The 21,956-nt window shown below is 41.4% G+C and carries 19 protein-coding genes and 1 pseudogene; 5 read left to right on the forward strand and 15 right to left on the reverse strand.

Annotated elements, in window-relative coordinates; genetic code table 11:
- Positions 1-3 precede the first annotated feature (3 nt).
- The 4 genes from F907_RS01085 to F907_RS01070 are packed head-to-tail and all read right to left on the reverse strand — an operon-like array spanning position 4 to position 4,544.
- On the reverse strand, positions 4-1,095 hold the full coding sequence (locus F907_RS01085) for a TniQ family protein (RefSeq protein WP_004756433.1): 1,092 nt from the start codon (positions 1,093-1,095) through the stop codon (positions 4-6).
- Between the two features lie 19 nt (positions 1,096-1,114).
- A complete protein-coding gene (locus tag F907_RS01080) occupies positions 1,115-1,966 on the reverse strand; it encodes a TniB family NTP-binding protein (protein ID WP_004756436.1) in 852 nt (283 codons plus the stop codon).
- Positions 1,963-3,852 carry a Mu transposase C-terminal domain-containing protein gene (locus F907_RS01075; RefSeq protein WP_004756438.1) on the reverse strand — a complete coding sequence of 630 codons (1,890 nt, stop codon included), beginning with the start codon at positions 3,850-3,852 and terminating at the stop codon, positions 1,963-1,965. Before F907_RS01075 ends, F907_RS01080 begins: the two co-directional genes overlap by 4 nt.
- Positions 3,849-4,544 carry a heteromeric transposase endonuclease subunit TnsA gene (locus tag F907_RS01070; protein WP_004756440.1) on the reverse strand — a complete coding sequence of 232 codons (696 nt, stop codon included), beginning with the start codon at positions 4,542-4,544 and terminating at the stop codon, positions 3,849-3,851. Before F907_RS01070 ends, F907_RS01075 begins: the two co-directional genes overlap by 4 nt.
- A 114-nt stretch (positions 4,545-4,658) precedes the next feature.
- Here F907_RS01070 and F907_RS0118220 point away from each other — a divergent pair.
- A pseudogene (locus tag F907_RS0118220) lies at positions 4,659-5,308 on the forward strand (ATP-binding protein); the annotation flags it as partial.
- 41 nt (positions 5,309-5,349) lie between these two features.
- Here F907_RS0118220 and F907_RS01065 read toward each other — a convergent pair.
- Positions 5,350-6,138 carry a TorF family putative porin gene (locus F907_RS01065; protein ID WP_016653286.1) on the reverse strand — a complete coding sequence of 263 codons (789 nt, stop codon included), beginning with the start codon at positions 6,136-6,138 and terminating at the stop codon, positions 5,350-5,352.
- A gap of 382 nt (positions 6,139-6,520) precedes the next feature.
- Between F907_RS01065 and F907_RS01060 the strand changes: the two genes are divergently transcribed.
- A complete protein-coding gene (locus F907_RS01060; protein ID WP_016653287.1) occupies positions 6,521-7,285 on the forward strand; it encodes a sulfite exporter TauE/SafE family protein in 765 nt (254 codons plus the stop codon).
- A 117-nt stretch (positions 7,286-7,402) separates the two neighbouring features.
- Here F907_RS01060 and F907_RS01055 read toward each other — a convergent pair whose 3' ends face one another.
- On the reverse strand, positions 7,403-8,215 hold the full coding sequence (locus F907_RS01055; protein WP_016653288.1) for a TorF family putative porin: 813 nt from the start codon (positions 8,213-8,215) through the stop codon (positions 7,403-7,405).
- 739 nt (positions 8,216-8,954) lie between these two features.
- On the opposite strand from F907_RS01055, the gene F907_RS01050 reads away from it, so the two are divergent.
- Entirely contained in the window at positions 8,955-10,229 is a 1,275-nt protein-coding gene (locus tag F907_RS01050; RefSeq protein ID WP_005278295.1) for an OprD family outer membrane porin, read from the forward strand.
- A 99-nt stretch (positions 10,230-10,328) separates the two neighbouring features.
- Here the strand turns inward: F907_RS01050 and ppa are convergent, their stop codons facing one another.
- Both ppa and F907_RS01040 read right to left on the reverse strand, forming a co-directional pair.
- Positions 10,329-10,856 (reverse strand): inorganic diphosphatase, encoded by a 528-nt coding sequence (gene ppa / locus F907_RS01045; RefSeq protein WP_004656389.1) that lies wholly within the window; start codon positions 10,854-10,856, stop codon positions 10,329-10,331.
- Positions 10,857-10,971: 115 nt separating this feature from the next.
- Positions 10,972-11,370, reverse strand: a complete 399-nt coding sequence (locus F907_RS01040; protein WP_005240301.1) for an MAPEG family protein — start codon at positions 11,368-11,370, stop codon at positions 10,972-10,974.
- A 150-nt stretch (positions 11,371-11,520) separates the two neighbouring features.
- Here F907_RS01040 and F907_RS01035 point away from each other — a divergent pair, with 150 nt between their 5' ends.
- Positions 11,521-11,913, forward strand: coding sequence for a hypothetical protein (locus tag F907_RS01035; protein ID WP_016653289.1), 393 nt, complete (start codon positions 11,521-11,523; stop codon positions 11,911-11,913).
- 46 nt (positions 11,914-11,959) lie between these two features.
- Here the strand turns inward: F907_RS01035 and F907_RS01030 are convergent, their stop codons facing one another.
- From F907_RS01030 to F907_RS01005, 6 genes are all read right to left on the reverse strand, one after another.
- A complete protein-coding gene (locus F907_RS01030) occupies positions 11,960-13,639 on the reverse strand; it encodes a long-chain-fatty-acid--CoA ligase (RefSeq protein WP_005278289.1) in 1,680 nt (559 codons plus the stop codon).
- A gap of 156 nt (positions 13,640-13,795) precedes the next feature.
- Positions 13,796-16,015 carry a DNA topoisomerase IV subunit A gene (parC, locus tag F907_RS01025; protein WP_016653290.1) on the reverse strand — a complete coding sequence of 740 codons (2,220 nt, stop codon included), beginning with the start codon at positions 16,013-16,015 and terminating at the stop codon, positions 13,796-13,798.
- Between the two features lie 248 nt (positions 16,016-16,263).
- Positions 16,264-16,908: a trimeric intracellular cation channel family protein gene (locus F907_RS01020; RefSeq protein ID WP_004656399.1), complete on the reverse strand. Its 645-nt coding sequence runs from the start codon at positions 16,906-16,908 to the stop codon at positions 16,264-16,266.
- Positions 16,909-16,960: 52 nt separating this feature from the next.
- A complete protein-coding gene (locus F907_RS01015; RefSeq protein WP_016653291.1) occupies positions 16,961-17,431 on the reverse strand; it encodes a YchJ family protein in 471 nt (156 codons plus the stop codon).
- 84 nt (positions 17,432-17,515) lie between these two features.
- Positions 17,516-19,099, reverse strand: a complete 1,584-nt coding sequence (locus F907_RS01010) for a TerC family protein (RefSeq protein ID WP_005278278.1) — start codon at positions 19,097-19,099, stop codon at positions 17,516-17,518.
- Positions 19,096-19,359: a hypothetical protein gene (locus F907_RS01005; RefSeq protein WP_228129563.1), complete on the reverse strand. Its 264-nt coding sequence runs from the start codon at positions 19,357-19,359 to the stop codon at positions 19,096-19,098. Before F907_RS01005 ends, F907_RS01010 begins: the two co-directional genes overlap by 4 nt.
- Before the next feature lie 66 nt (positions 19,360-19,425).
- Here F907_RS01005 and F907_RS01000 point away from each other — a divergent pair, with 66 nt between their 5' ends.
- On the forward strand, positions 19,426-20,049 hold the full coding sequence (locus F907_RS01000; protein WP_005240314.1) for an LOG family protein: 624 nt from the start codon (positions 19,426-19,428) through the stop codon (positions 20,047-20,049).
- Between the two features lie 57 nt (positions 20,050-20,106).
- Here the strand turns inward: F907_RS01000 and F907_RS00995 are convergent, their stop codons facing one another.
- Positions 20,107-21,888: a choice-of-anchor I family protein gene (locus F907_RS00995; RefSeq protein ID WP_016653293.1), complete on the reverse strand. Its 1,782-nt coding sequence runs from the start codon at positions 21,886-21,888 to the stop codon at positions 20,107-20,109.
- Positions 21,889-21,956 lie beyond the last annotated feature (68 nt).

A 21,956-nucleotide genomic window follows, 5' to 3' on the forward strand; every position in this document is an offset into this window, starting at 1 on the left:
GCGTTATCCTAATTTTCTTTTTAATCTCAAAAACTTTCGTATTACAGCTTCCTTACTTTTAGGTTTTAGGGTATCAACCAATGCTCTCTTTGGAGGGTAGTTCCGATAAACTGAGCCTAACTGTTCTTCAATAGGTCTTAATATGGCTGGCAACTGGTTTCTCTTATCCCAAAATGAAGATCTGTTCATATTTAAAGATTGTGCTGTTTCAATAAATTTTTCTAGGGGAATGATGAGTAATTGATAAATACAGGAAAATAGCCGCTCTCTCTCGATAACTGGAAGTTGACTAACAACCAATCCATTCGAGATAAACTCAGAATGGGGCATCTGAATTTTGAGCTGTTCAAGAAAAGCCCATCCTTTTCCATTTATTGAGCCAGCTAGAACTTTTCTAATAAATTGTAAAAATAACTTAATCACCGTTAACCAATCATTTAGTGAAATCAACTTGTCTTGATAGGTTGCATAGCCTTGTTCCAAGAATTGACCAAAGACTTTTTGGAATGCCAGGGCATGACAATTCATAAAGCATTCATTAACTTCCAATAGGTTTTTTTTACATATTGAACAGCAAGTCATAACCTGATCAGGGGCTTCAAGTCGTCTAGGTTGAATGGCATTATGACAATGCGGACATTGATCATATAAACGCTGATTATGTTTAATACAGCCTGTATGCCAGGCAAAGCGCCAGTGTAAACGGAAATAGGCAACACCATCCTCAGACAAACACTTAGGACAATATTGCCAGCCACCTCGATGCTTACGGTTTCTTGTACCTAATACCAGATACCATGAATCAAGGGTTCCATTATCCAAGTTATATTTAATTAAGAAATTGCGAAGCGTAGCAGAATCAAATTGGCTTTCATCAATTTTTGTTGTAGTGGCCAAGGTTCGTAAATGCTCTGAGCTTAAACCTCGATCTACATCTACTGACCAAATTCGCCATTTGGGCCAGAGTACCCCAGTTAGACTTAATGGGTCACAACCACTATCAAGTGCAGCACGTATCAACCATGAAGACAATGCCTCATCTTTCTGTAAAGTCGTGGGGATAAACCATGAATGGACTTCTGTTGTACCTATCATACCCAGCCCTCCACATAGCTTATTTCACACTTTCTAGTAAGCTACGGTCGATAAACTCCTGACCAGAAACAATAGCTTTCTTTGCAGCTTCCCGTAAAATCGTTCGCAGATTACCTAAATTTCCATCGGTAATATCATGTAGATATTTTACTGTTGCTGGCTCAGCTAGTTTTGAAGCCTGTTTGAGTGGAAGAACTTTTTCAAACTTATTTACCATGGCTTGAAAGTCCTTATCTAGTTTCCATAAGGGCAAATTAACCACACGAAAACGACTTACATGCTGTGGATCAGTACGCAGGACACTAATCGCTTCTTCTGTACCAAACCCGACAATGGGTATCTGTGTTTCATTACACAAATACTTAATTGCATTCATTACAGTTCTTTGCTTAATCGGGCTGCCACATAATAAAGAATTCATTTCGTCGATAATGAGGAGTTTTACCTCGTAAAGTTTAAGGCAATGGACCACTTGGTAACGTAGCTTCGCAACGGGGTCTCTTTCTCGAAAGGGAACCCAGAACTTATCAAGAATAGCCATATACAAAGCTTTTTCATCAGGTGAAACAGGTGCCTGCACAATAATTACAGGTTTTACTGCATTATTTTCTGCATTGATATGACCCTCCCCATACAGCTTAAAGAACTGATTAATAATTGAGGTCTTACCATTATTTGGCTTACTCAATACCAGTAAGTTGGGCATACGGCTCCGCTTCGGAAGTGTCAGGAATCCTTTCAATTGGTCTAGTAAGTCATTGGCTGCTGGATACCCAATCCATCGGTCCTCTTCCAGGAAGTAGAGCCTGTCCTCAATAGACTGTTCCACAATAGGGCGAAACTCTTGAAAAACATGTGAATAGTTACTCATGAAATATCCTCATCATTTTCCAGTTCATCGAGAGGCAATAAACCATATACGCTTTCAAGCTGTTGCTCCAAAATCGTACTCTCTTGTTGATGTTTTTTGCCCTGAATTGATGCAGGGTTAACACTCATTTGGTGTTGGGTACTGCGCTGACGTGATCTGCGAGCCCGTCGAGTTTTAGTGCTTGCTTCCTGAACACGTTCCCTAAGTTTAGCTAGAGCCTGTCCAAGTTCATGATCTTTTAGATATTCGCCAGTTTCCTTCTTTAGTTCCTGAATCTTTTTGTGTTCCCAAATACTAAATGGCGGAATACTTTGATCCGCTAAAGGTACCTTAAAATAATTTTTGATTTCGGGATCAAAGAACCATATCTCACTAATATTTCTTGGATCACGCCTAAAGATAAATTTACGTTTTTCCTTTTGATTATAGGGGTCTACAGCATTAATCCAACCTCTTAATACATCAGCATAATAAGCAAGGCCATCAATTGTTACACCTGTTGTTTGAATCGTCCTTTCAAAACTTGGTAGAAAATCAAGAAAGAAATTATGATCATTTGCAGGCAATCTGGCAGCTCCAGAACCTAACGTGTTTTTATCGCCAAAGATACCCAACTCAAAAGCATGTAGTGGAGAAGTACCTAAAGCAGAGTGTTTTCTTTTGTGGTAAACATTACAGATAAAATCAATTAGCCAGTCCTCAAATTCGGAAAATGTGAAAACTGCTTCCGTATCTGAGTTATAGCCTTTTCTTTCAAAAATATTTGAAAAAGTTGTTCCTGGAACTGCGTGAATATCCGTTGCAAATGTTCCCATCAAACGTTCAATGTGCCCACCAAAACGTGGTTTTTTAACTGGTCGGTATTCCAGACGAATATCATGTGCCATACAGGCATTTCTGAAAGTTTCTGAGTGAAACTCAGGTCCATTATCGACATGAATGGTGTTCATAATTCCCCAGACAGGCCATTCAGCTTGAATCTTGCGCGAAGCTAGCCATTTCTCTTTGGGCAGTACAGCTTGAGAAACGCTCATTGCAATCGACATAACAGAGGGAGCATCTAATGATAAGTAATATCCCACAACTACCCTTGTACGCACATCAATTGCCAATGTAAGAAAAGGTCGTCCTATAGGGCACCTGCTAAAATCATCAACCAGAATAAGATCAACGGGTGTATGGTCAATCTGTACAACGGCAAGTGGATAATCAGCATGAGGGAATTTCCCTGCGGCAGGTGTAAATTTGTTATCGGCCTTTTCCTTATACCCCCTCTTACGAAGAGAGTCTCTCTGGCTAATCGCTGCAATACGATTTCTTACTGTATTGGCATGAGGCACCTCTAGGATATGGTATTCATGACATAAGCGTTTCACTTCAAGTACAACTTTTTGAACACTTATTCTTTGATTAGTTAGGTATAAATCGTTGATGGCTTTTTCAATGATTGCTTCAGCATGTTTATTAATTATCTTCTTGCCTTGTGGCAATCCCTCTTTTCTAGGTCGCAATCCATCAATAGTTCCATATGCTTTATAAATTTTTAACCATCTATATATGGTGGCTGGATTTATATCATGTTCCTGAGCACGTAATTCTACTTCCTTACGACCACTCACACCTCCCTCAATGAAAGGACGGATGATGTTGAAACGCCTTTCAGCCTCAATCCAGTCTTTATCAGCGATGAGCTCTAGATCTTCATGTTGTTCCACAGCTATTGACGGCCTTAATTCACTGATAGCCGCAACATTTTTCCTACCTGTATTATTGTTTTCAACAAAAACTGATTTCAGGTCAATGACTTCAATAATCGTATGGGGAATCCCTTTTATCTGAACAGGCTCCCCAGCAGCTATTTTGATATTCACACGTCTATCATTCATGACAAACTCCCACTTACCCAAAGTTCAGTAGATGGCTGTAAAGGTGCATTTAAATCGCAAACCAGATAACCATGAGCAACTAAATACCAAATTTGACTAATTCCATTTGCTCTGTCCCATTTGCCAAGGAAATGTCTGGCTAATAGAGTCTCAAAAGTTACGGCTCCTCGATCTCTCACATAAGCCAATAGGTGCATTGAATCGGCAGGAGGAAATTCCATCTTTCGGTACTTTTGTAAAAACATGGCATTCGACCATAACTGATCCCGAATCCGACCCTCATGTGCAATATGAAATTTCCAACCCTCTTCTTTGCATACCCTCATGGCAGCACGATATCTAGCTTTCCATAAATGTAAATTAACTTGCAATTCATCTATAGGTTTTACTTCAACCAGTTTAGGTGCAATAAATGGAAGAAAATCATCATGCTTATAAGTTACGAGAAAGTCAGGGGTATAAACTCGTTTCTGTCCATTATCAAAATACTCAATGGTAAAGGGTTGAGACTCAACAGCAAGAACATTAGGGTCAACCTCTAATCGAATGAGAAAATCGCGTTCCAATGTTGATTCAAAGGCCACTGCGGAATCTTTTTTAAAAGGGTATAAACCAGATACACTAATGCGTGTATTACCAATTTTTCTTCGAGCTGGTACGATGTTAACGGTGTCGCATGATTGATTGTTCATTCTAGGTTCCGTTGCATAGTTCTTTATAAAATTTGTCGCATAGTTCTTTGTAAAATGGGGTCTAAGTCATTGAGCCTAAATCATATTGTCGCATAGTTCTTTGGAAATGACAGTGGCTCACAGCCAAAACCTGGTGAAATTACCCTCGCGCATTTGGGTGTTTTATTTTTGGACGAATTGCCTGAGTTTGATCGTAAAGTACTTGAAGTGCTGCGCCAGCCGCTCGAATCCAAAGAGATCGTGATTTCTCGGGCGGCACGACAAATGACTTTTCCTGCAAACTTTCAATTTATTGCTGCAATGAATCCTTGCCCTTGTGGCTATGCCTTTAATCAGGATATTCGTTGCCAATGCTCGCCCGACAGTATTCAACGCTATCAAAACCGAATTTCAGGACCTTTGTTGGATCGTATTGATTTACATATTGATGTTCCCCCATTACAGGCACAAGAATTACAGAATCGCGCGCCAACTGAAAACTCTGCCACCGTACAGCAACGTGTGATCAATGCCTATGAAAACAATTGCAACGCCAGCACTGTTTAAATCAGGCACTATCTCCAAAACTATTGGAACAACATGCTGTACTTGATGACAGCTCTAGCAAAATGATTGAAATGGCACAACAACGGCTCAACCTTTCAGCTCGTGCCTATCATCGGGTACTACGCGTCGCTCGCACCATTGCCGACTTAGCCGAAAATGAAGTGATCAGTAGCAGCCACATTAGCGAAGCACTGTCTTATCGCGGACACCAAAGCTAAAAAAGCGGCCTTAAAGCCGCTTTTTTATAGGTCAGCTAAAGTCAGAAGGCATAACCGAGTGCTAAAACCACTTTGTTCTTTTGTTTGGTTTCATCACGGGTGTAGCCTCCAAAAATATAATCCAGCCCCCATGTCGCGCCTGTATTGCCTAATGGGTGATATAAACCTAAGGTTGCATGGCGGAAGGCAAAATCCGTTTTGGTCACATCCCCTGCTTTGGCTTGGTAAGCCAGATATTCATCATCATCGCCATAATAATAAGCAGCAACTTGTACTTTACCGGTAAAGCCGCCAGCGAGTTTTGGTGTATAAGTCGCGAGGAAATAGGTATCACCTTTATTTCCGAAACTCACATTATTCAATAAAGTCTGTGCCGTTACGCTGAAGTCCTTATAACTCAGCCCCAAAATAGTTTCATAACCTGTCGACTCCCAACCGGGATAATAGTAATAAATCGTTCCGCCAATTTGATAACCCAGATCTTCGGTAATTTTGCCTTTATAACCTGCATAGAAATCATTTTCGAAGGATTTTTTCTCTTCCTTCACATCGGTTGGTGAGGTATTAAAATCAGCATAGGCAGCGGTTAAAGTCGAAAACCAATAGCCCAAATAAAACCCACTGTCATGCGTATAGTCCAGTCCCCCTTGAACCGCTGGCGTATCACTTTCTGGCGAGTTGGTCATGCCGCGTAAATTGTAACTTGAGACCACATTCACATTACCCGTAACGGCCCCTGGAAATGGGAGTTTATTCTCCTCCGCCCAGCTCAATGCTGAGGTTACAGTCATCACACCAAATAACGTAGCCTTGCTTGCAAATTTCATCATATTGATCTCCCCCTATATTTAGATACTCAATTGATTTTTAAGCTTTAAATTGCAGCAGAGTCTATTTAGCAATTGCTATGCCAAACTCAAGAATAAAAATAATTCAAGATAAAACAAATAGTTATTAAAAATCCAAGCAATCAAAAGCACCTTCAGCTCAACTCAGTTTCAATCTTGCAATAGAACTGGGCGCGCCATACGCCCCATAGCGCATAAAAAGCACCGTTTTAGTCAGATGAAAAATCTTATCAATACAAATAATCACTTTAGGTTTGCATAAAAAATCAACAGAATAAGAAAAAATAATGTTTCATTATCGAGTGAGATTCATAGGTGAAGCCCTTTACAAACCACTTAGCACCTCACAGATTGGTTGATGCTTATGATCGATGAAACCGTCCTGCTGACTTTAGGATTCTTTGCCTTCTGTGGTGGTCTGATTGATGCCGCAGTAGGAGGTGGCGGTTTAATCCAAATTCCTGCGCTATTGCATGCCTTACCTCAGCACAGTATTACAACCGTGTTGGGCACAAATAAGCTGGCGGTTTGGGCCGGAACAGCATCTTCCATTTTTAGATATGTGAATAAAATTAAATTTGTCTGGAAGCTTCTGATTCCAACGATGCTTGCTGCATTTATATTTGCCTTTGTCGGTGCAATGACGACTGCTTATATTCCAAAACAATTGATGAGCTATGTTGTTTTCTGCTTACTGATCATGATGGCCATTTATACTTTTTTAAAAAAAGATTTAGGCGCACAAAGTACTTATGTGAAATGTGGTTACAAAGACATCGCGCTTGGCGTTGTTTTTGGAGGGTTGATTGGATTCTATGATGGTATTTTTGGGCCTGGGAGCGGGAGCTTCCTTCTTTTTCTCTTCGTTAAAGTTTTTGGATTTGATTTTCTCAACGCATCTGCCTCAGCCAAAGTTGTTAATCTCGGTACGTTTAGTTCAGCACTATTATTTTTTATACCAACAGGCCATGTGCTCTGGGAAATAGGCTTAATTATCGCATTATGTAATGTGATTGGCTCTTTGGTCGGCGTTTTTCTAGCACTGCGATATGGTAGTCAATTTATTAGATTATTTTTTCTAATTCTTTTAGTTTTTCTGATTATCAGGATGGGAGTTTCTCTATTTTGAATAGATCATCAAGCGTAATCGAACCGGATATCTCTCCTCTTAAGAACAACTTAGATCGACATGAAAAACAAAAAAAGCCAACAAAAATGCTGGCTTTTTTATATTTCTTAACCGAAATTAGAATGTTTTGGTCAAACTAAACAACACACCTGTATCATATGGTTTTTTCTGGGCATTGGTCATACCTGATTTACTAATATTGGTACCCACGACATCAACCTCGGCTAAGATACCAAGAAAGTTATAATTTACACCTAATTTATAATCGACGTAATTATCATCCTTACCAGGTCCTCCGGCAACAACACTTAAAGAGTCTGCGTTCTTCAATTTATTGTAACCAACAGATGCAAGGCCTGTTAAGCCTGTGTCAGCGATTGGTGCCGAATATCCTAAATTAAAATACCAAAAATCATCACTTCTACCCCAATAATCTGGTGAATAATTCACGCCTACACTCAGTGCATCACCAGCAAAAATAGTTTCAGGGAACGTTAATTTTCCAAATATTTCAGTAAATGCCAAACCTTTTTTACCATTAAAACTATTTGTATAGTTTGACTTAGAACCAATATAACCATAATGGATGACACCAACGTCATATACTGGCTTAACTTTATCTGTCAATGCAAAGCTATTGGTAAAACCTAATGTCGCATCAGTTTCAGTTGAGACACCTGAGATACCGAAGTCAACACTTGATCCCCAAAGGGCTAAATAAGCACCTGAGGTATGTGAAAATGTAAAACCACCTTGAATAGCAGGGTTATTTGAAGATTGCGTTACACCACGGAAACGATAGTCTGTTGTGGCAGATACATTGCCAGATGCTGTTACACCATAAAGTGAAGGCTTATCTTCCGCCATCGCTAACGATGAGGTCACAGCACAAACACTCAACGCGATCGCTTTACATGCAAATTTCATCATATTGATCTCCCCCATGATGGATATTCGACTAAACTTATGTTTTAAATTGCATCGAAAAGTAATTAGCAATTGCTGTGCCAACTCAGGAAAATCCGCGTTAAATCTCAATTTAGTCTGGCAAAATTGCTGATTTTTTGCTTTGCTTGCCTCAAAATCGGTCTTTCTTAAAAAATCATACTTTTTTTGAACCATTTAAAAGCATATAAAAAAATAGGGCGATTCTGCGCACAAAAACAATGCATCAGTCAAAGGTTCAAAACCCAAATAATGCTTAAAACAACAGCACTGCACAGGGGAATTTAACGGTGTTCCATAAAAGTGCATCTACAAAAAGCTTAAACAGGTATGAACAAAGTAACCTTTAGATTGATCAGTCACTGTCATTCGTCGGGATGTTATTTTTTGCAAATCCATCTGAATATTTTTTAAACAAAGAAAAAATAACTCATTCAATAAAAAGAAAAAATACAGCAATAAATCACATATTTTAAACAAAATAAATTAAAAAATAATCAGTCCATTTTATGTCCAAAATAAATTAATTTATTATTTAAAATCATAATATTAAATTTAATTTGATTATTTTTTAAACGAGAAACAAATCATAAAATTGTATAAGTATTTTATTTAATAATAATTAAATTATTTTAATAAAAATCTATCTTTTTTATGCATAACTTATACAATTGGTCAAAATTTCGGTCTTATCCCAAATTTATTTTATTTAATGAGGCGAGCTATGCCAAAGGCAAAGAAACTTACTTTAGCGGTTTTGATTAATGCCGCGTTAATTACCTCAACATATGCAAGCGAACAAAGCGAAGCAAAAGGACTTGTTGAAGATGCCAAAGGGGATATTTTATTCCGTACTGGTTATTTAAATCGCGACAAAAAGAATGGTGTCAAAGACACGAGTTCATACGCTCAAACAGCAATGGTCAAACTAGAAACAGGCTTTACCCAAGGTCTAGTTGGCTTTGGTGCGGGTGTGATCGGCGATGGCTCTTTTAAACTGGGCTCAAACAACAATTCTGGTAACGGTATGATCCCGAAACATCCAGATGGTTCAGCCTATGATCACTGGGCACGTGGTGGCGGTTTTGTTAAAGCACGTATCTCAAATACAACCGTGACCTACGGTACACAAGTGTTAGACCTTCCTGTTCTAGCAAGTAATACCACCCGTTTGGTTCCTGAATACTTTGAAGGTGTTTTGGCAACCAGCCGTGAAATTGATGGCTTAGAGTTAACTGCAGGTAAATTCACCAAAGACCAGTACTCTGATCAAATCAATCGCGATGGCCGACATCTTGATAGTGCTGTGGTTTGGGGCGCAAAATACAAGTTCGATGACAATTTAAGTACGTCTTATTTTGGCATGGATAGCAAAGACAAACTAAAACGTCATTATGTCAATGCCAACTACAAACAACCTTTAGATAAAGACAGCGCGCTTACTTATGACTTAAGTGCCTACCATACCAAGTGGGATAAAGAAGCAAGCACGTATTCAAGTACGACTGATGACTTATCAAATCGCAAAAATACCATTTGGGCACTGTCTACCACGTATAACACTGGACCTCACAGCGTCATGTTGGCTTACCAACAAAACAATGGTAATACCGGTTATGACTATGGTGAGAATGCGGATGGTGCACAAAGTATCTATTTACCAAACTCTTATCTGTCTGATTTCATTGGTAACAGTGAAAAGTCTGCACAATTGCAATATAACATCGACTTCGGTGGCTATGGTGTTCCAGGTTTAAGCTGGACCACAGCTTATGTTTATGGTTGGGATATCAAAGTTAAGAATTTGACTGATAATGCACATGAACGCGAATTCTTTAACCAAGTGAAATATACCGTTCAATCTGGTTTTGCTAAAGATGCAAGTTTGCGTTTACGTCATTCATACTATCGTGCGAGTGATGACTACCAAACAAATGCCTACATTGGTGATACCAACGAATGGCGTATCTGGCTTGATATTCCTGTGAAATTATTCTAATTCACGGTTCATCAAGTTAAAAAAAACCTCCATTCAAATGAATGGAGGTTTTTTATGATCAGCAACTAAACGAATAGGGACTGATCACGCTGACCCAAATTACTTTTTAGCCGCTTCGATCGCTTTAAGGACTTCTGCTTTCGCAACATCAGCACCTTCCCAGCCACTGATTTTTACCCACTTACCAGGCTCTAAATCTTTATAGTGAGCAAAGAAATGCTCAACTTGGCTGATCAATAATGGTGGAAGATCCGTATATTCTTGAACGTCTTTATAAAGTGGAGATAATTTTTCGTGTGGAACAGCGATCAATTTCGCATCAATACCACCGTCATCTTCCATTTTCAATTTACCCACTGGGCGGCAACGAATCACAGAACCCGCAGCAACAGGATGTGGGGTTACAACAAGTACGTCTAATGGGTCACCATCTTCTGACAATGTATTTGGCACATAACCGTAGTTTGCTGGGTAGAACATTGCTGTACCCATGAAACGGTCTACAAATAACGCATCTGAATCTTTATCGATTTCATATTTGATTGGCGCTGCATTTGCAGGAATTTCAATGATGACATAGATGTCGTTTGGTGCGTCTTTACCCGCAGGAATATTGCTATAGCTCATATCAACACTCGTTTATATTGTGAAGTCAGATGTAAATCGGACAGATTATAACGTGAATACAATGAAAATGATGCTAGATATACACCGAGCTGGCGAATTTTATAGCCAGCCACGATTAAGTCATTTTGATTGTGATCACGAACAGTAAAATTGGACAAAGAAGAGAGAAAAACCAGATGATGGAGCGTAAGGTTGCAAGATTGGCTAAATAACAAATGCCATAAATCACGCGAAAGACGATATAGGCCCAGCCTAAGGTAAAAATGAATCGCTCTGGCACAACCATATACTCAGCCATTAAAATGGCAGCAATAAATAAAGGCAGGCTTTCAAAGCTATTTTGCTGCACCGCATTCGCCCGTGCAGATAATCCCGTTGTTTTAGCTAAAAATTCACGCGGGTTTTGATTATCTTTTGCCTGAAAACCACCTTTTGATTTCGCAATCAAGGTAAACACATACGGCAACAAACATGCGACTATAATCATCAATATAATGCCGCTAATACCTTGCATGCTGAGATCCATCATTTGAAGTTCTTCTGATCATGCTATCATAATCTATAATTTATTGAACTTTCATTTGTGCTTGTTCAACAAGCGTTTCTTTTACACAGGATGTTTGTGTAAAAGTTGTGTTTTTTCATACAGTTTTAAGGTCAAGCTATGCCACAACCCGATCAAAAAGAAATGTTTGATGTGCTCGCACAACAACGACAACATCAGCTTTTAGTTGATCGTGTCTTGAAAGTCGTGCTTCCAATCATGGCATTTCTGCTCAGTGTGATTTGTGCCAATCTCAATTGGCAGTCAACTTTGGGGACCTTTGTGATCCTAAGCATTGCCTTTTATGCGGTTGGTATTTATCGCTTAACACTTTGGCATTGGCTCGCAGTCATTGTGCTGTATGCAGTTGCTGATAATTATTTTAGTTTTAATGGTATTGATACGACCCGATTACGTTTTCAATTGGCCACCATGGTGGTATTTGTCGGGATTGTCGGGATCGGACGTCCTTATATCGATCGCTGGCTCATGAAGTCAAATGCTACTAAATAAATCCAAATAAAAAACGCCGCGATTGCGGCGTTTTTTAGCGATGTGCTTAAGCTGGTTTACGTAAATCTTTACGTAAGATTTTACCGACGTTTGATTTCGGTAACTCTTCCATAAACTCAACATAACGTGGGCACTTATAACCCGTTAAGTTTTGTTTTGCATAAGCAATGATTTCTTCAGTCGTTAATGATGGATCTTTCTTCACAATGAAGAGTTTCGGCACTTCACCTGATTTTTCATCAGGCACGCCAATCGCAGCCACTTCCAATACTTTCGGATGTTTAGCAATGACTTCTTCAATTTCACTTGGATAAACGTTAAAACCAGACACCAAGATCATGTCTTTCTTACGGTCAACAATCTTCACATAACCGCGCGAATCCATCACCCCGATATCACCCGTACGGAAGAAGTTATCAGCGGTCATCACTTTCGCGGTTTCGTCTGGACGGTTCCAATAGCCTTTCATGACTTGTGGACCACGAATCGAAATTTCACCTTGTTCACCGAGTGCAACTTCGTTACCGTCGTCATCTAAAATCGCCACTTCAGTCAATGGCAATGGAATACCGATCGTGCCACTAAATTCAGTGCTTGCAGGTGGGTTTGCCGTTGCAACAGGAGACGTTTCAGACAAGCCATAACCTTCGATAATGGTTGTGCCTGTGATCTTTTTCCAAGCTGCTGCAGTTGATGGCAATACCGCCATACCACCGCCCATCGCCATCTTCAGATTGCTATGATCAAGCTGTTTGAATTCTTCGTTATTCACCAAAGCATTGAATAAAGTATTTACTGCTGGGAAGAATGAAGGTTGATATTTACGTAATTCACCAACCACTGCTGGTAGATCACGTGGATTTGGAATCAAGATATTGGCTTGACCTTTGTACATACCGTAAAGCGCGCATACCATAAATGCAAAGATATGATAGAGCGGCAATGCACAAACGATACGGTCACCCTTCGCGCTATCAGAGCTACCAAACTTACTTGAGAAGATCGCTTCACACTGAAGCAAGTTCGCCACAAGGTTACGATGAGTCAATTCAGCCCCTTTCGACACACCTGTGGTACCACCTGTGTATTGCAGTACCGCTGTATCGCTTAAAGTGAGGCTTGGACGTTTGTAGTTACTTGGATTGGCTTTATTTAATGCGGCATTGAATTTGGTATGGCCTGGAATGTTCCATGCCGGAATCTGTTTACGTACTTTACGTAACACAAAGTTGACCAATGTGCCTTTCAATGCGCCCAGCATATCACCCACTGAAGCCACCACGACATGCTTCACAGGAGTCTTACCAAGAATGCTTTGATACACACTGGCAAAGTTTTCAATAATGACCAAAGCTTCTGCACCCGAGTCATTCAATTGATGCTCAAGCTCACGCGCTGTATACAATGGGTTCACGTTAACAAGGACTAAACCTGCACGGAATACCCCTAAGGCAACCACTGGATATTGAAAAACGTTCGGCATCATCACCGCAACGCGAGCGCCTTTGGCTAAACCCAGCGTTTGTAAATAGGTTGCAAATTTACGACTAGCGACTTCTAATTCATTAAACGTTAAAACTTTATCCATAAAGATAAAGGCATCACGTGAACCAAATTTTTGGAAATTGCGTTCAAAAATATCAACAAGTGAGGTGTTTTCAGCAGGCAGTTCAACTGTTTCTGGAATTCCTGTCTTTTGGTATTCAGCAAACCAAATCTTTTCCATAATGCCATTATCTCCGAGTGGTAATCCTTAAAAATGTAACAACGTTACGTCCATGACAAAACATTTTTTTTAACTTTTTGAATTGCCCTGTCAACCTATCCAAACAATATGAATACATTGTCATATATAACGTATTTGTATCACAGAATACTAGCCTTATCTCTGAATGAAGAGTCTATTTGCTTTTTGATATCCGCGTGGTAAAAGTTGCCCCTTTGTTGCTCTTTTTCCTAGATATTTTTGGAGATCATCCCCTTTCAGTTTGAGGTGCTGTTGTCCTGCAGCGACTTGGATTATTTCATCTAACGTTAGGGTTGTCATGGATAAAATTTGCTCTTTTTCATCAAGTTGTATCAACTTGTTACCTTTACCTTTATTCAGCACAGGAAGTTCTGCTAAATCAACAATCAGCAACCGCCCTGATGAACTCAGGATGGCAACGTGGGTTGCTTGCTGGATTGGCAGTAATGGCAAAGCGGTTGCCTTATCTGCAACTGTCAAGAAAGTCTTGCCTGCTTTGGCATTGGTATCCAGTTGTGCAACTTGAGTTTTAAAACCATAACCTTTGGAACTGGCAACCAGTAATTCATTCTGGTCATCGTCCACTAAGACTTGAATAAATGAAACACCGCTTGCCGGTGACAGTTTGGAACTCAATGGTTCACCAAAGCCACGCGCTGAAGGTAGACTGCTAATTGGCAAGGCATAACTGCGCCCCGTTTCATCTAAAAAGTACACCCGCTGATTGGTTTTACCGACCGCATGACTTAAATACTGGTCACCCGCTCGGAAGTTTAGATTAGCCGCATCCACTTCCGCACCTTTGGCTGCACGGACCCAACCTGCTTCGGACAAGACCACGGTCACGGCTTCTGCTGGCATTAAATCCTGTTCTTTAATCTGGACGGCGTCTGCACGGACGACCATTGGTGAACGGCGATCATCACCAAACTTTTTCGCATCTTCTTTCAATTCATTGATAATCAGATTTTTTAATGATTCTGGATTGGCCAATTGCTCGCGAATAATCGCCGCTTTTGCTTCCAACTCTTCTTGCTCACGGCGAATTTCCATCTCTTCAAGCTTGGCCAAATGGCGCAGTTTCAGCTCTAGAATCGCTTCGGCTTGAATATCATCAATCCCAAAATGCTGCATCAATACAGGTTTCGGTTGATCTTCTTCGCGGATAATCCGAATCACGGTATCAATATCGAGATAAGCAATTAAAAGACCTGCCAAGATATGCAGGCGTTTTTCGATTTTATTTAAATGATACTGCAAACGACGCGTTACCGTTTGCTTACGGATCTCAATCCACTCTAACAAGATACGGCGAATCGATTTCACTTGCGGGCGGCCATCTGCCCCAATCATGTTCAAGTTAACACGATAGCTGGACTCTAAATCCGTGGTTGCAAACAAATGACTCATCACTGTTTCTGCATCAACACGATTAGAACGTAGCACAATCACCAAACGGGTGGGATTGGCATGATCGGATTCATCACGCACATCACTGACCAAAGGCAATTTCTTGGCAATCATCTGGTCGGCGATTTGAGTAATTACCTTCGAACCAGAAACCTGATAAGGTAATTCAGTAATCACGATTTCATTCTTATCGACTGTATACACGGCACGCATACGATAGCTACCACGACCTGTGGTTTGAATTTTAAGCAATTCTCCAGGCGGAGTAATAATCTCTGCTTTGGTCGGTAAATCTGGTGCAGGAATATATTCTGCTAATTTTTCATCGGTGGTTTCAGGATTACGAATCAGTGCGATCGTCCCTTTCACCACTTCACGTAAGTTATGTGGCGGGATATCCGTCGCCATCCCCACCGCGATCCCCGTGGTACCATTCAGCAAGATATTCGGCACACGTGCAGGTAACGTAATCGGCTCTTTCATTGAACCATCAAAGTTATCCTGCCATTCACTGGTACCTTGCCCGAGCTCGCTCAGCAATAACTCACTATACGCGGACAGTTTAGCTTCGGTATAACGCATGGCCGCAAATGATTTTGGATCATCGGGTGAACCCCAGTTGCCCTGACCTTCAACCAATGGATAGCGATAGCTAAATGGCTGTGCCATCAACACCATCGCTTCATAGCAGGCGGAGTCACCATGTGGATGGTATTTACCGAGTACGTCTCCCACGGTACGCGCCGATTTTTTCGGTTTACCGGTCGACTTTAAGCCCAGCTCGCTCATCGCATAAACGATACGGCGCTGTACAGGTTTTAAACCATCACTGATATGGGGCAATGCACGATCCATAATCACGTACATGGCATAGTTCAAGTAAGCCTGCTCAGTGAATTCGGCTACGGAACGGTTTTCTGTTGCATGATGTGCAAGGCTGGTCATTTCAGCGAGTCATCCAAAATCATTTATTATCGTCAATGCTTTGTATGCTATGTGGATGAAGGCGTTGTGACAAGCCCTTGTTGTTGTTTAAACGTCAAATGGTGTCTTAGACGGATTTCAAGCCCTCAAAACTTAAACATTCTTCAAGATTTATAAGCTGACAAGCGGCATGACGCCACTATTCAAGACTATATTTTTGCTATATACATTCACTTCTTTTCAGCTATTTTTCTTTTGACTTAAATAGATCAATGCTCATCTGTTGAAGAAGCAGATTCCGCATCATCCTCTTTATAGATAAATTTCGGCATTTCCAGACCAAAATAAATCGCAATCAAACGTAGCGTAAAACCAAAGACCAAAGTCAAAATTACAGTCAGATCATGTGGCAAACCAACTTCCAAGCACACCCAATAACAAATCACGGCGACAAAGGAAATACTGGCATACAACTCACGGCGGAACACCAACGGTACATCATTACACAAGATATCACGCAGAATACCGCCCGACACCCCAGTGAGTACTCCTGCTACCGCAGACACCACAAAACCATGTCCCATCGACAAAGCAATCTGACAGCCAATAATGGTAAAGCCAATTAAGCCCAAGGCATCTAGAACCAAGAAGATATTGCGCAGATGGCGCATCCATTTGGCAATAATAATGGTGACAAAAGCTGCAATACAGGTCAGCACCAAATATTCAGGATGTTTCACCCAAGTCAACGGATAATGCCCGAGCAGCACATCACGTACCGAGCCACCGCCCAATGCCGTGACACAGGCAATCAGTACCACACCAAACCAGTCCATACTGCGTCGACCTGCGGACAAAGCCCCAGTCATCGCTTCGGCAGTAATGGCAATAATATAAATTACGGTGAGTAACATCTGCCTACATCCCTAAATCAGGCATAAAAGTGTGCGCTATTTTAAGCCAAACTTAGATGAATTGCGCACAACATTGTTTAAATTTTTTCCCCGAGCCACAAACGCAGGGTTGTTTCATGGTGATTTGCATCTCCAGAGTCGGATCAAGAAAATACCATTGCTGTTGATGCAACACAAAATGGGAAATTTCATGATGAATATGCGCTTGCTTACCATCATGATAATGCGCCTTGAACTCAACCAAGGCATGGGTTTTATCCAGTTTAGGCTGATGTTGTACCACTTCGAGTTTGAGCCACTGATTGGACTGGCTCCAGTCTGCAATCGCGGCACGATCCAAAGCCGCTTGCTGCCCCAAAGCGGTGGTTTGCAAGAGATAGTCGATCTGTTGCAAGGCAAAGGCACTATAACGCGAACGCATCAATTGCTCTGCATTTTGCGCAATCTGCTGTTTTAAATGTAAAGGCTGACAACAGTCAGTATATTGCCCCTGTCCACAAGGACAGTGTTGTAACGAGGTCATTTTTCAATTCTCAAATAAAAATAGCCTTGAGCCAGACCCGTGTTCAACAAAGGCCAAGCTCAGGGCTATCAGGAAATGACTACATTATTTCTCTACAGGTTTTTCTTTGGCAATAATGCGCACTTTTTCGATTTTGTGCCCATCCATTGTGACCACTTCAAAACGATAGCCATCGACTTCGATCATGTCGCCATTTTCAGGTAAACGACCCAAGTGGAACAGGATATAGCCAGACAACGTAGAATATTCTTCACTTTCATCGACCAAGTCTTTGCCCAATAACAAAGACACATGGCGAATATCGGTTGAACCTTCCAGTAACATCGAACCGTCATCCAGACTTTCCGCTGTTGCTTCTAATTCATCTTCGTCAGGAAATTCACCTGCGATCGCTTCCAGCATATCAATTGGTGTGGCAATGCCTTCAATTGAACCATATTCATTCAAGACAATCGCCATTTGCAACGGTGCTTGACGTAACTGTTCCATCACCATCAACACTTGCGCATTCTCATGCACAATCACAGGTTCACGTAAGTGCTTGGTAAAATCAATCGCCCCGGTTTCAATGTATTCATTCAACACTTTATGCGTTAAAACAACACCTTCAATATTGTCCAACTCACCACGTGCAATGATCAAACGTGAATGGGTCATCGCCATTAAACGTTCTTTTAGCTCGGCAGGATCATCATCTAAATCCAGCCATTCCAACTCTGGGCGTGGCGTCATCACCGACTTGACTGGACGCTCGGATAAACCCAGCACACCTTGTACCAAGACACTATGATAGACCCCATTGTCTTCATCAAAGACTTCTTTGGCATAAGCCTGCGTTGCTAAAACATCTTCAGTTTCTTTATGCTGACCTTCGTTACCACTGCCCTTACTGCCGAGCATACGCAGTACCGCAGAAGCAGTGCGATAACGTAAATCTGTCGTGGTGACCAATTTCTCCTGGTTACGGCGCATGGTTTGGTTAACCATTTCCACCAGCACAGAGAAACCGATCGCAGCGTATAAATAACCTTTCGGGATATGGAAACCAAAGCCTTCGACCACCAATGAGAAACCAATCATCATCAGGAAGCCAAGACAGAGAATCACCACGGTAGGGTGCTTATTGACAAAGTCCATTAACGGGCGTGAAGCCAACAACATGATACCGATCGCAATCGTAACCGCGATCATCATCACCGAAAGCTCTTTCACCATCCCCACGGCAGTGATGACGCTGTCGAGCGAGAAAACCGCATCCAGCACAACAATCTGCACCACCACCATCCAGAACACGGCATGCACTGGATTCTCTTCTTTGTGAGCTTGTGTACCCTCAATCCGCTCATGCAGCTCCATGGTGCCTTTAAATAGCAAAAACACACCACCGAACAATAGGATCAGGTCACGTCCCGAAAAGGGATGATCAAAAATATGGAACAGAGGTGTGGTTAACGTCACCACCCAAGCGATCGAAGCCAAGAGCACCAATCGCATTAATAGAGCGAGCAGTAAACCAATCTTACGCGCAGCATTCCGTTGTTCGGGTGGTAATTTTTCTGCCAAAATTGCAATAAAAACAAGGTTATCAATACCTAGTACAATTTCAAGCACCACCAATGTGGCTAAACCAACCCATGCAGCTGGATCTGACATCCATTCCAGAATCATTGAGGTGACTCCTCTGCAAAATCAGCAATATTGTTATGAAGTTGAGATTTTAAAAGGTCGGCACAAACAGCCAAAACATTTTTTTTAGGAAATAAGAACAATGCGGAGCGACAACAACCACTACTCATAGAGGTACAAGGATTAATAAAAGGATTTTTAGTATAGGCAAGATTGCAGTGAAATTCATCTTTTTTTGTGTTGAGGATTTTTTCAAATTCTTTCGAGACACGCCAAAAGTCCATTGTATGTAAAATGTGCATAAAACTGTCACAAACCTGATTTAGCCTAGACAAGCACAGTGAAAATGATAAGGTGAAAATAAACGAATGAATAGTGTATTAAGAATGACAGAGAAAAAAAGCATTAACCCGACTCCCATAACCACTCAATCTCTGATTGCCCTCTATTGCGGTTCGCGTACAGGCAACAAGCCTATTTATCGAGACAAAGCCATTGAACTTGCCCAGCATATTGCCAATCAGGGCTTTGGGATTGTCTATGGCGGTGCCAGCATTGGCTTGATGGGTCAAGTGGCTGATACCGTACTGGAACATGCGGGTGAAGTGGTCGGCGTGATTCCAGAGTTTATGCTGGACTATGAAATCGCTCACCATAAACTGACTGAACTACATATCGTTAACAGTATGCATGAACGTAAGGCACTGATGGCTGAACGTGCCAGTGCCTTTATTGCCTTACCGGGTGGTTTAGGCACTTTTGAAGAAATTCTGGAAATTGCGACTTGGGGACAACTCAATCAGCATCAGAAACCGATGATTATCTATAACGTCAATCGTTTTTATGATGCGCTGATTGCCCAACTGGATCATGCGGTTGAAGAAGGCTTCTTACCACCGCAGCATCGTGCCAAAGTGATTATTTGCGAAACACTGGAACAGATTTCAAGTGTGATTAAAAACTTAAACACGCCAAGCCATATCGAAGTCTGAAACCGACCAATAAAAAGCGGATCACATCGATCCGCTTTTTTTATGTCTCACATTGATTTATTGCACATTCACTTGGTACACCGCGGTTGAACCACTCACTTCATTGCCGACGACCAATAAAGGCTTGCCGTTTGGTGAGTCTTTTGCAGCAATAAAGATCAGGCCTTCAGGTCCTAAATCTCCCTGTTTGGCAATATCCGTCTCAGCAAAATTACGCGAGGTAAAATATTCAATAAATTTTGGTTTATTCGGTGTACTGATGTCATACACCATAATACCGCTCATCCGTTCCAAGCCGATAAAAGCAAAGGTTTTTTGACCAATTGTGCCAATTGTAACCCCTTCTGGTTCAGGGCCTTTATTATCACTACGGTCATCAAAGGCAACCGCTTCATGATCACTGTTAAAATATTCAGGAAACAGTTCAGCCGTTTTCTTTTCAAACTCGCTGCCTGAGTCCCAAACCAACTGACCTTGGGTATTCCAGATACTGAATGAACGTGCACCATAAGCATAGAGCTTGTCATATGTGAGCAAACCATTGGCATCCAGTTTCGGAGAACCATCCGCATTGGTCTGATAGCCCATATTCCATGCGATGTTAAGACGGCCTAATTGCGCATCCTCACGGCAAGCACCTGCGGCTGTCGCCGTTGCGCCACAATATGCAAAAGTCACTGGATTGAGTTTCGCCCCTTTCACCCCTGCGGCCAATTGCTGTAAATGTGCTGGATAATCGCCCTCCTTATTAAAGCCTTTGCTGTTAAACAGATGCTTCATTCGGATATTTTCAACAAAGCCTTTGCTGGTATCACCCGCATAATAGGCTTTGGAATCTTTTAACCACTCACGGCTATCCCCTTCATTGGCCGTGACCAAATAGGTTTGACCATTGGCTTGATAACTGGCAATCGAGTCAGGTTGATACATCCCGACCAGTCCCGCCCAGGTCTTGATATCAATTTTCTTGTCTTTATCACTGACATCCAGCTCATTACCGACTTGACCGTGATCTTTATAGCCCAAAGGATAAATATCCGTGACTTTCTTTTGTGCAATATCAATCCGCGCAATGGCATTATTTTCTTGTAAGGTCACCCAAGCCGTTTTGCTGTCTGCGGCAACAGTAATATATTCAGGCTCCAAGTCTTGAGCCACGCTTGCATTCGGGCCAAAAATACGTACACCTTTCGCAAGCAAATCTGCTTTCTGCGTATTCCACGCCTTAAAATCTGCCGTATTTACTTTTGGTTGCTGAATATTGCTGACATCAATAATGCTGACTGAACCTTCAGGATCAACTGAATAATCATCATTCGGCTCGCCTTCATTGGCCACCAATACAGTTTTGCCATCAGGGCTAAAGGTCAGCATATCAGGCAAAGAACCCACTGCAACCTGACTGATAAAACTTAAATCTTTGGCATTGAAAAAAACCACTATGCCTACATCGGTTTTGTTTTCAGCTTGAACGGCGAGTGCAACAATGCCATTTTTCACCGCAACACTATTAACGTCTGAATTGGCTAAATAGGTTCGTGCAGAAAGTTCTGCAATATGAATAGGCTTTTCAGGTTTAGATGCATCTAAAACATCCACTAAACCTTTCTGTGCGTTGACCACAAACAGACGTTTTGTCGCAGCATCATAGGCCGGAATTTCTGCTGCGCTTTTGGCAAAAACGTTGGTCTCGTAACGTCCTAGCAAACTCAGTTTGATGGTATTTGGCGTCGGTTCAACCACCTCAGCCGGGTTGTTCTTGTTGTCATTGTCATCATTACACGCCACCAACCCCACAGACAGTATTGCTGTCAGTAAAACTGAAATCCTAAATTTCATGATCAAATTCCATACAATTCATTTTGTAAGGCTAATCTAGTCCGTTGAGTTTCAAGTTCGATGACACT

The sequence above is a fragment of the Acinetobacter colistiniresistens genome, from assembly GCF_000413935.1.
GTDB lineage: Bacteria > Pseudomonadota > Gammaproteobacteria > Pseudomonadales > Moraxellaceae > Acinetobacter > Acinetobacter colistiniresistens.

Excerpts from the sequence above, each read along its gene's own strand:
- F907_RS01085 (WP_004756433.1), bottom strand. The coding sequence starts at position 1,095 with ATGATAGGTACAACAGAAGTCCATTCATGGTTTATCCCCACGACTTTA.
- F907_RS01080 (WP_004756436.1), bottom strand. The coding sequence starts at position 1,966 with ATGAGTAACTATTCACATGTTTTTCAAGAGTTTCGCCCTATTGTGGAA.
- F907_RS01075 (WP_004756438.1), bottom strand. The coding sequence starts at position 3,852 with ATGAATGATAGACGTGTGAATATCAAAATAGCTGCTGGGGAGCCTGTT.
- F907_RS01070 (WP_004756440.1), bottom strand. The coding sequence starts at position 4,544 with ATGAACAATCAATCATGCGACACCGTTAACATCGTACCAGCTCGAAGA.
- F907_RS01065 (WP_016653286.1), bottom strand. The coding sequence starts at position 6,138 with ATGATGAAATTTGCAAGCAAGGCTACGTTATTTGGTGTGATGACTGTA.
- F907_RS01060 (WP_016653287.1), top strand. The coding sequence starts at position 6,521 with ATGATCGATGAAACCGTCCTGCTGACTTTAGGATTCTTTGCCTTCTGT.
- F907_RS01055 (WP_016653288.1), bottom strand. The coding sequence starts at position 8,215 with ATGATGAAATTTGCATGTAAAGCGATCGCGTTGAGTGTTTGTGCTGTG.
- F907_RS01050 (WP_005278295.1), top strand. The coding sequence starts at position 8,955 with ATGCCAAAGGCAAAGAAACTTACTTTAGCGGTTTTGATTAATGCCGCG.
- ppa (WP_004656389.1), bottom strand. The coding sequence starts at position 10,856 with ATGAGCTATAGCAATATTCCTGCGGGTAAAGACGCACCAAACGACATC.
- F907_RS01040 (WP_005240301.1), bottom strand. The coding sequence starts at position 11,370 with ATGCAAGGTATTAGCGGCATTATATTGATGATTATAGTCGCATGTTTG.
- F907_RS01035 (WP_016653289.1), top strand. The coding sequence starts at position 11,521 with ATGCCACAACCCGATCAAAAAGAAATGTTTGATGTGCTCGCACAACAA.
- F907_RS01030 (WP_005278289.1), bottom strand. The coding sequence starts at position 13,639 with ATGGAAAAGATTTGGTTTGCTGAATACCAAAAGACAGGAATTCCAGAA.
- parC (WP_016653290.1), bottom strand. The coding sequence starts at position 16,015 with ATGACCAGCCTTGCACATCATGCAACAGAAAACCGTTCCGTAGCCGAA.
- F907_RS01020 (WP_004656399.1), bottom strand. The coding sequence starts at position 16,908 with ATGTTACTCACCGTAATTTATATTATTGCCATTACTGCCGAAGCGATG.
- F907_RS01015 (WP_016653291.1), bottom strand. The coding sequence starts at position 17,431 with ATGACCTCGTTACAACACTGTCCTTGTGGACAGGGGCAATATACTGAC.
- F907_RS01010 (WP_005278278.1), bottom strand. The coding sequence starts at position 19,099 with ATGATTCTGGAATGGATGTCAGATCCAGCTGCATGGGTTGGTTTAGCC.
- F907_RS01005 (WP_228129563.1), bottom strand. The coding sequence starts at position 19,359 with ATGCACATTTTACATACAATGGACTTTTGGCGTGTCTCGAAAGAATTT.
- F907_RS01000 (WP_005240314.1), top strand. The coding sequence starts at position 19,426 with ATGAATAGTGTATTAAGAATGACAGAGAAAAAAAGCATTAACCCGACT.
- F907_RS00995 (WP_016653293.1), bottom strand. The coding sequence starts at position 21,888 with ATGAAATTTAGGATTTCAGTTTTACTGACAGCAATACTGTCTGTGGGG.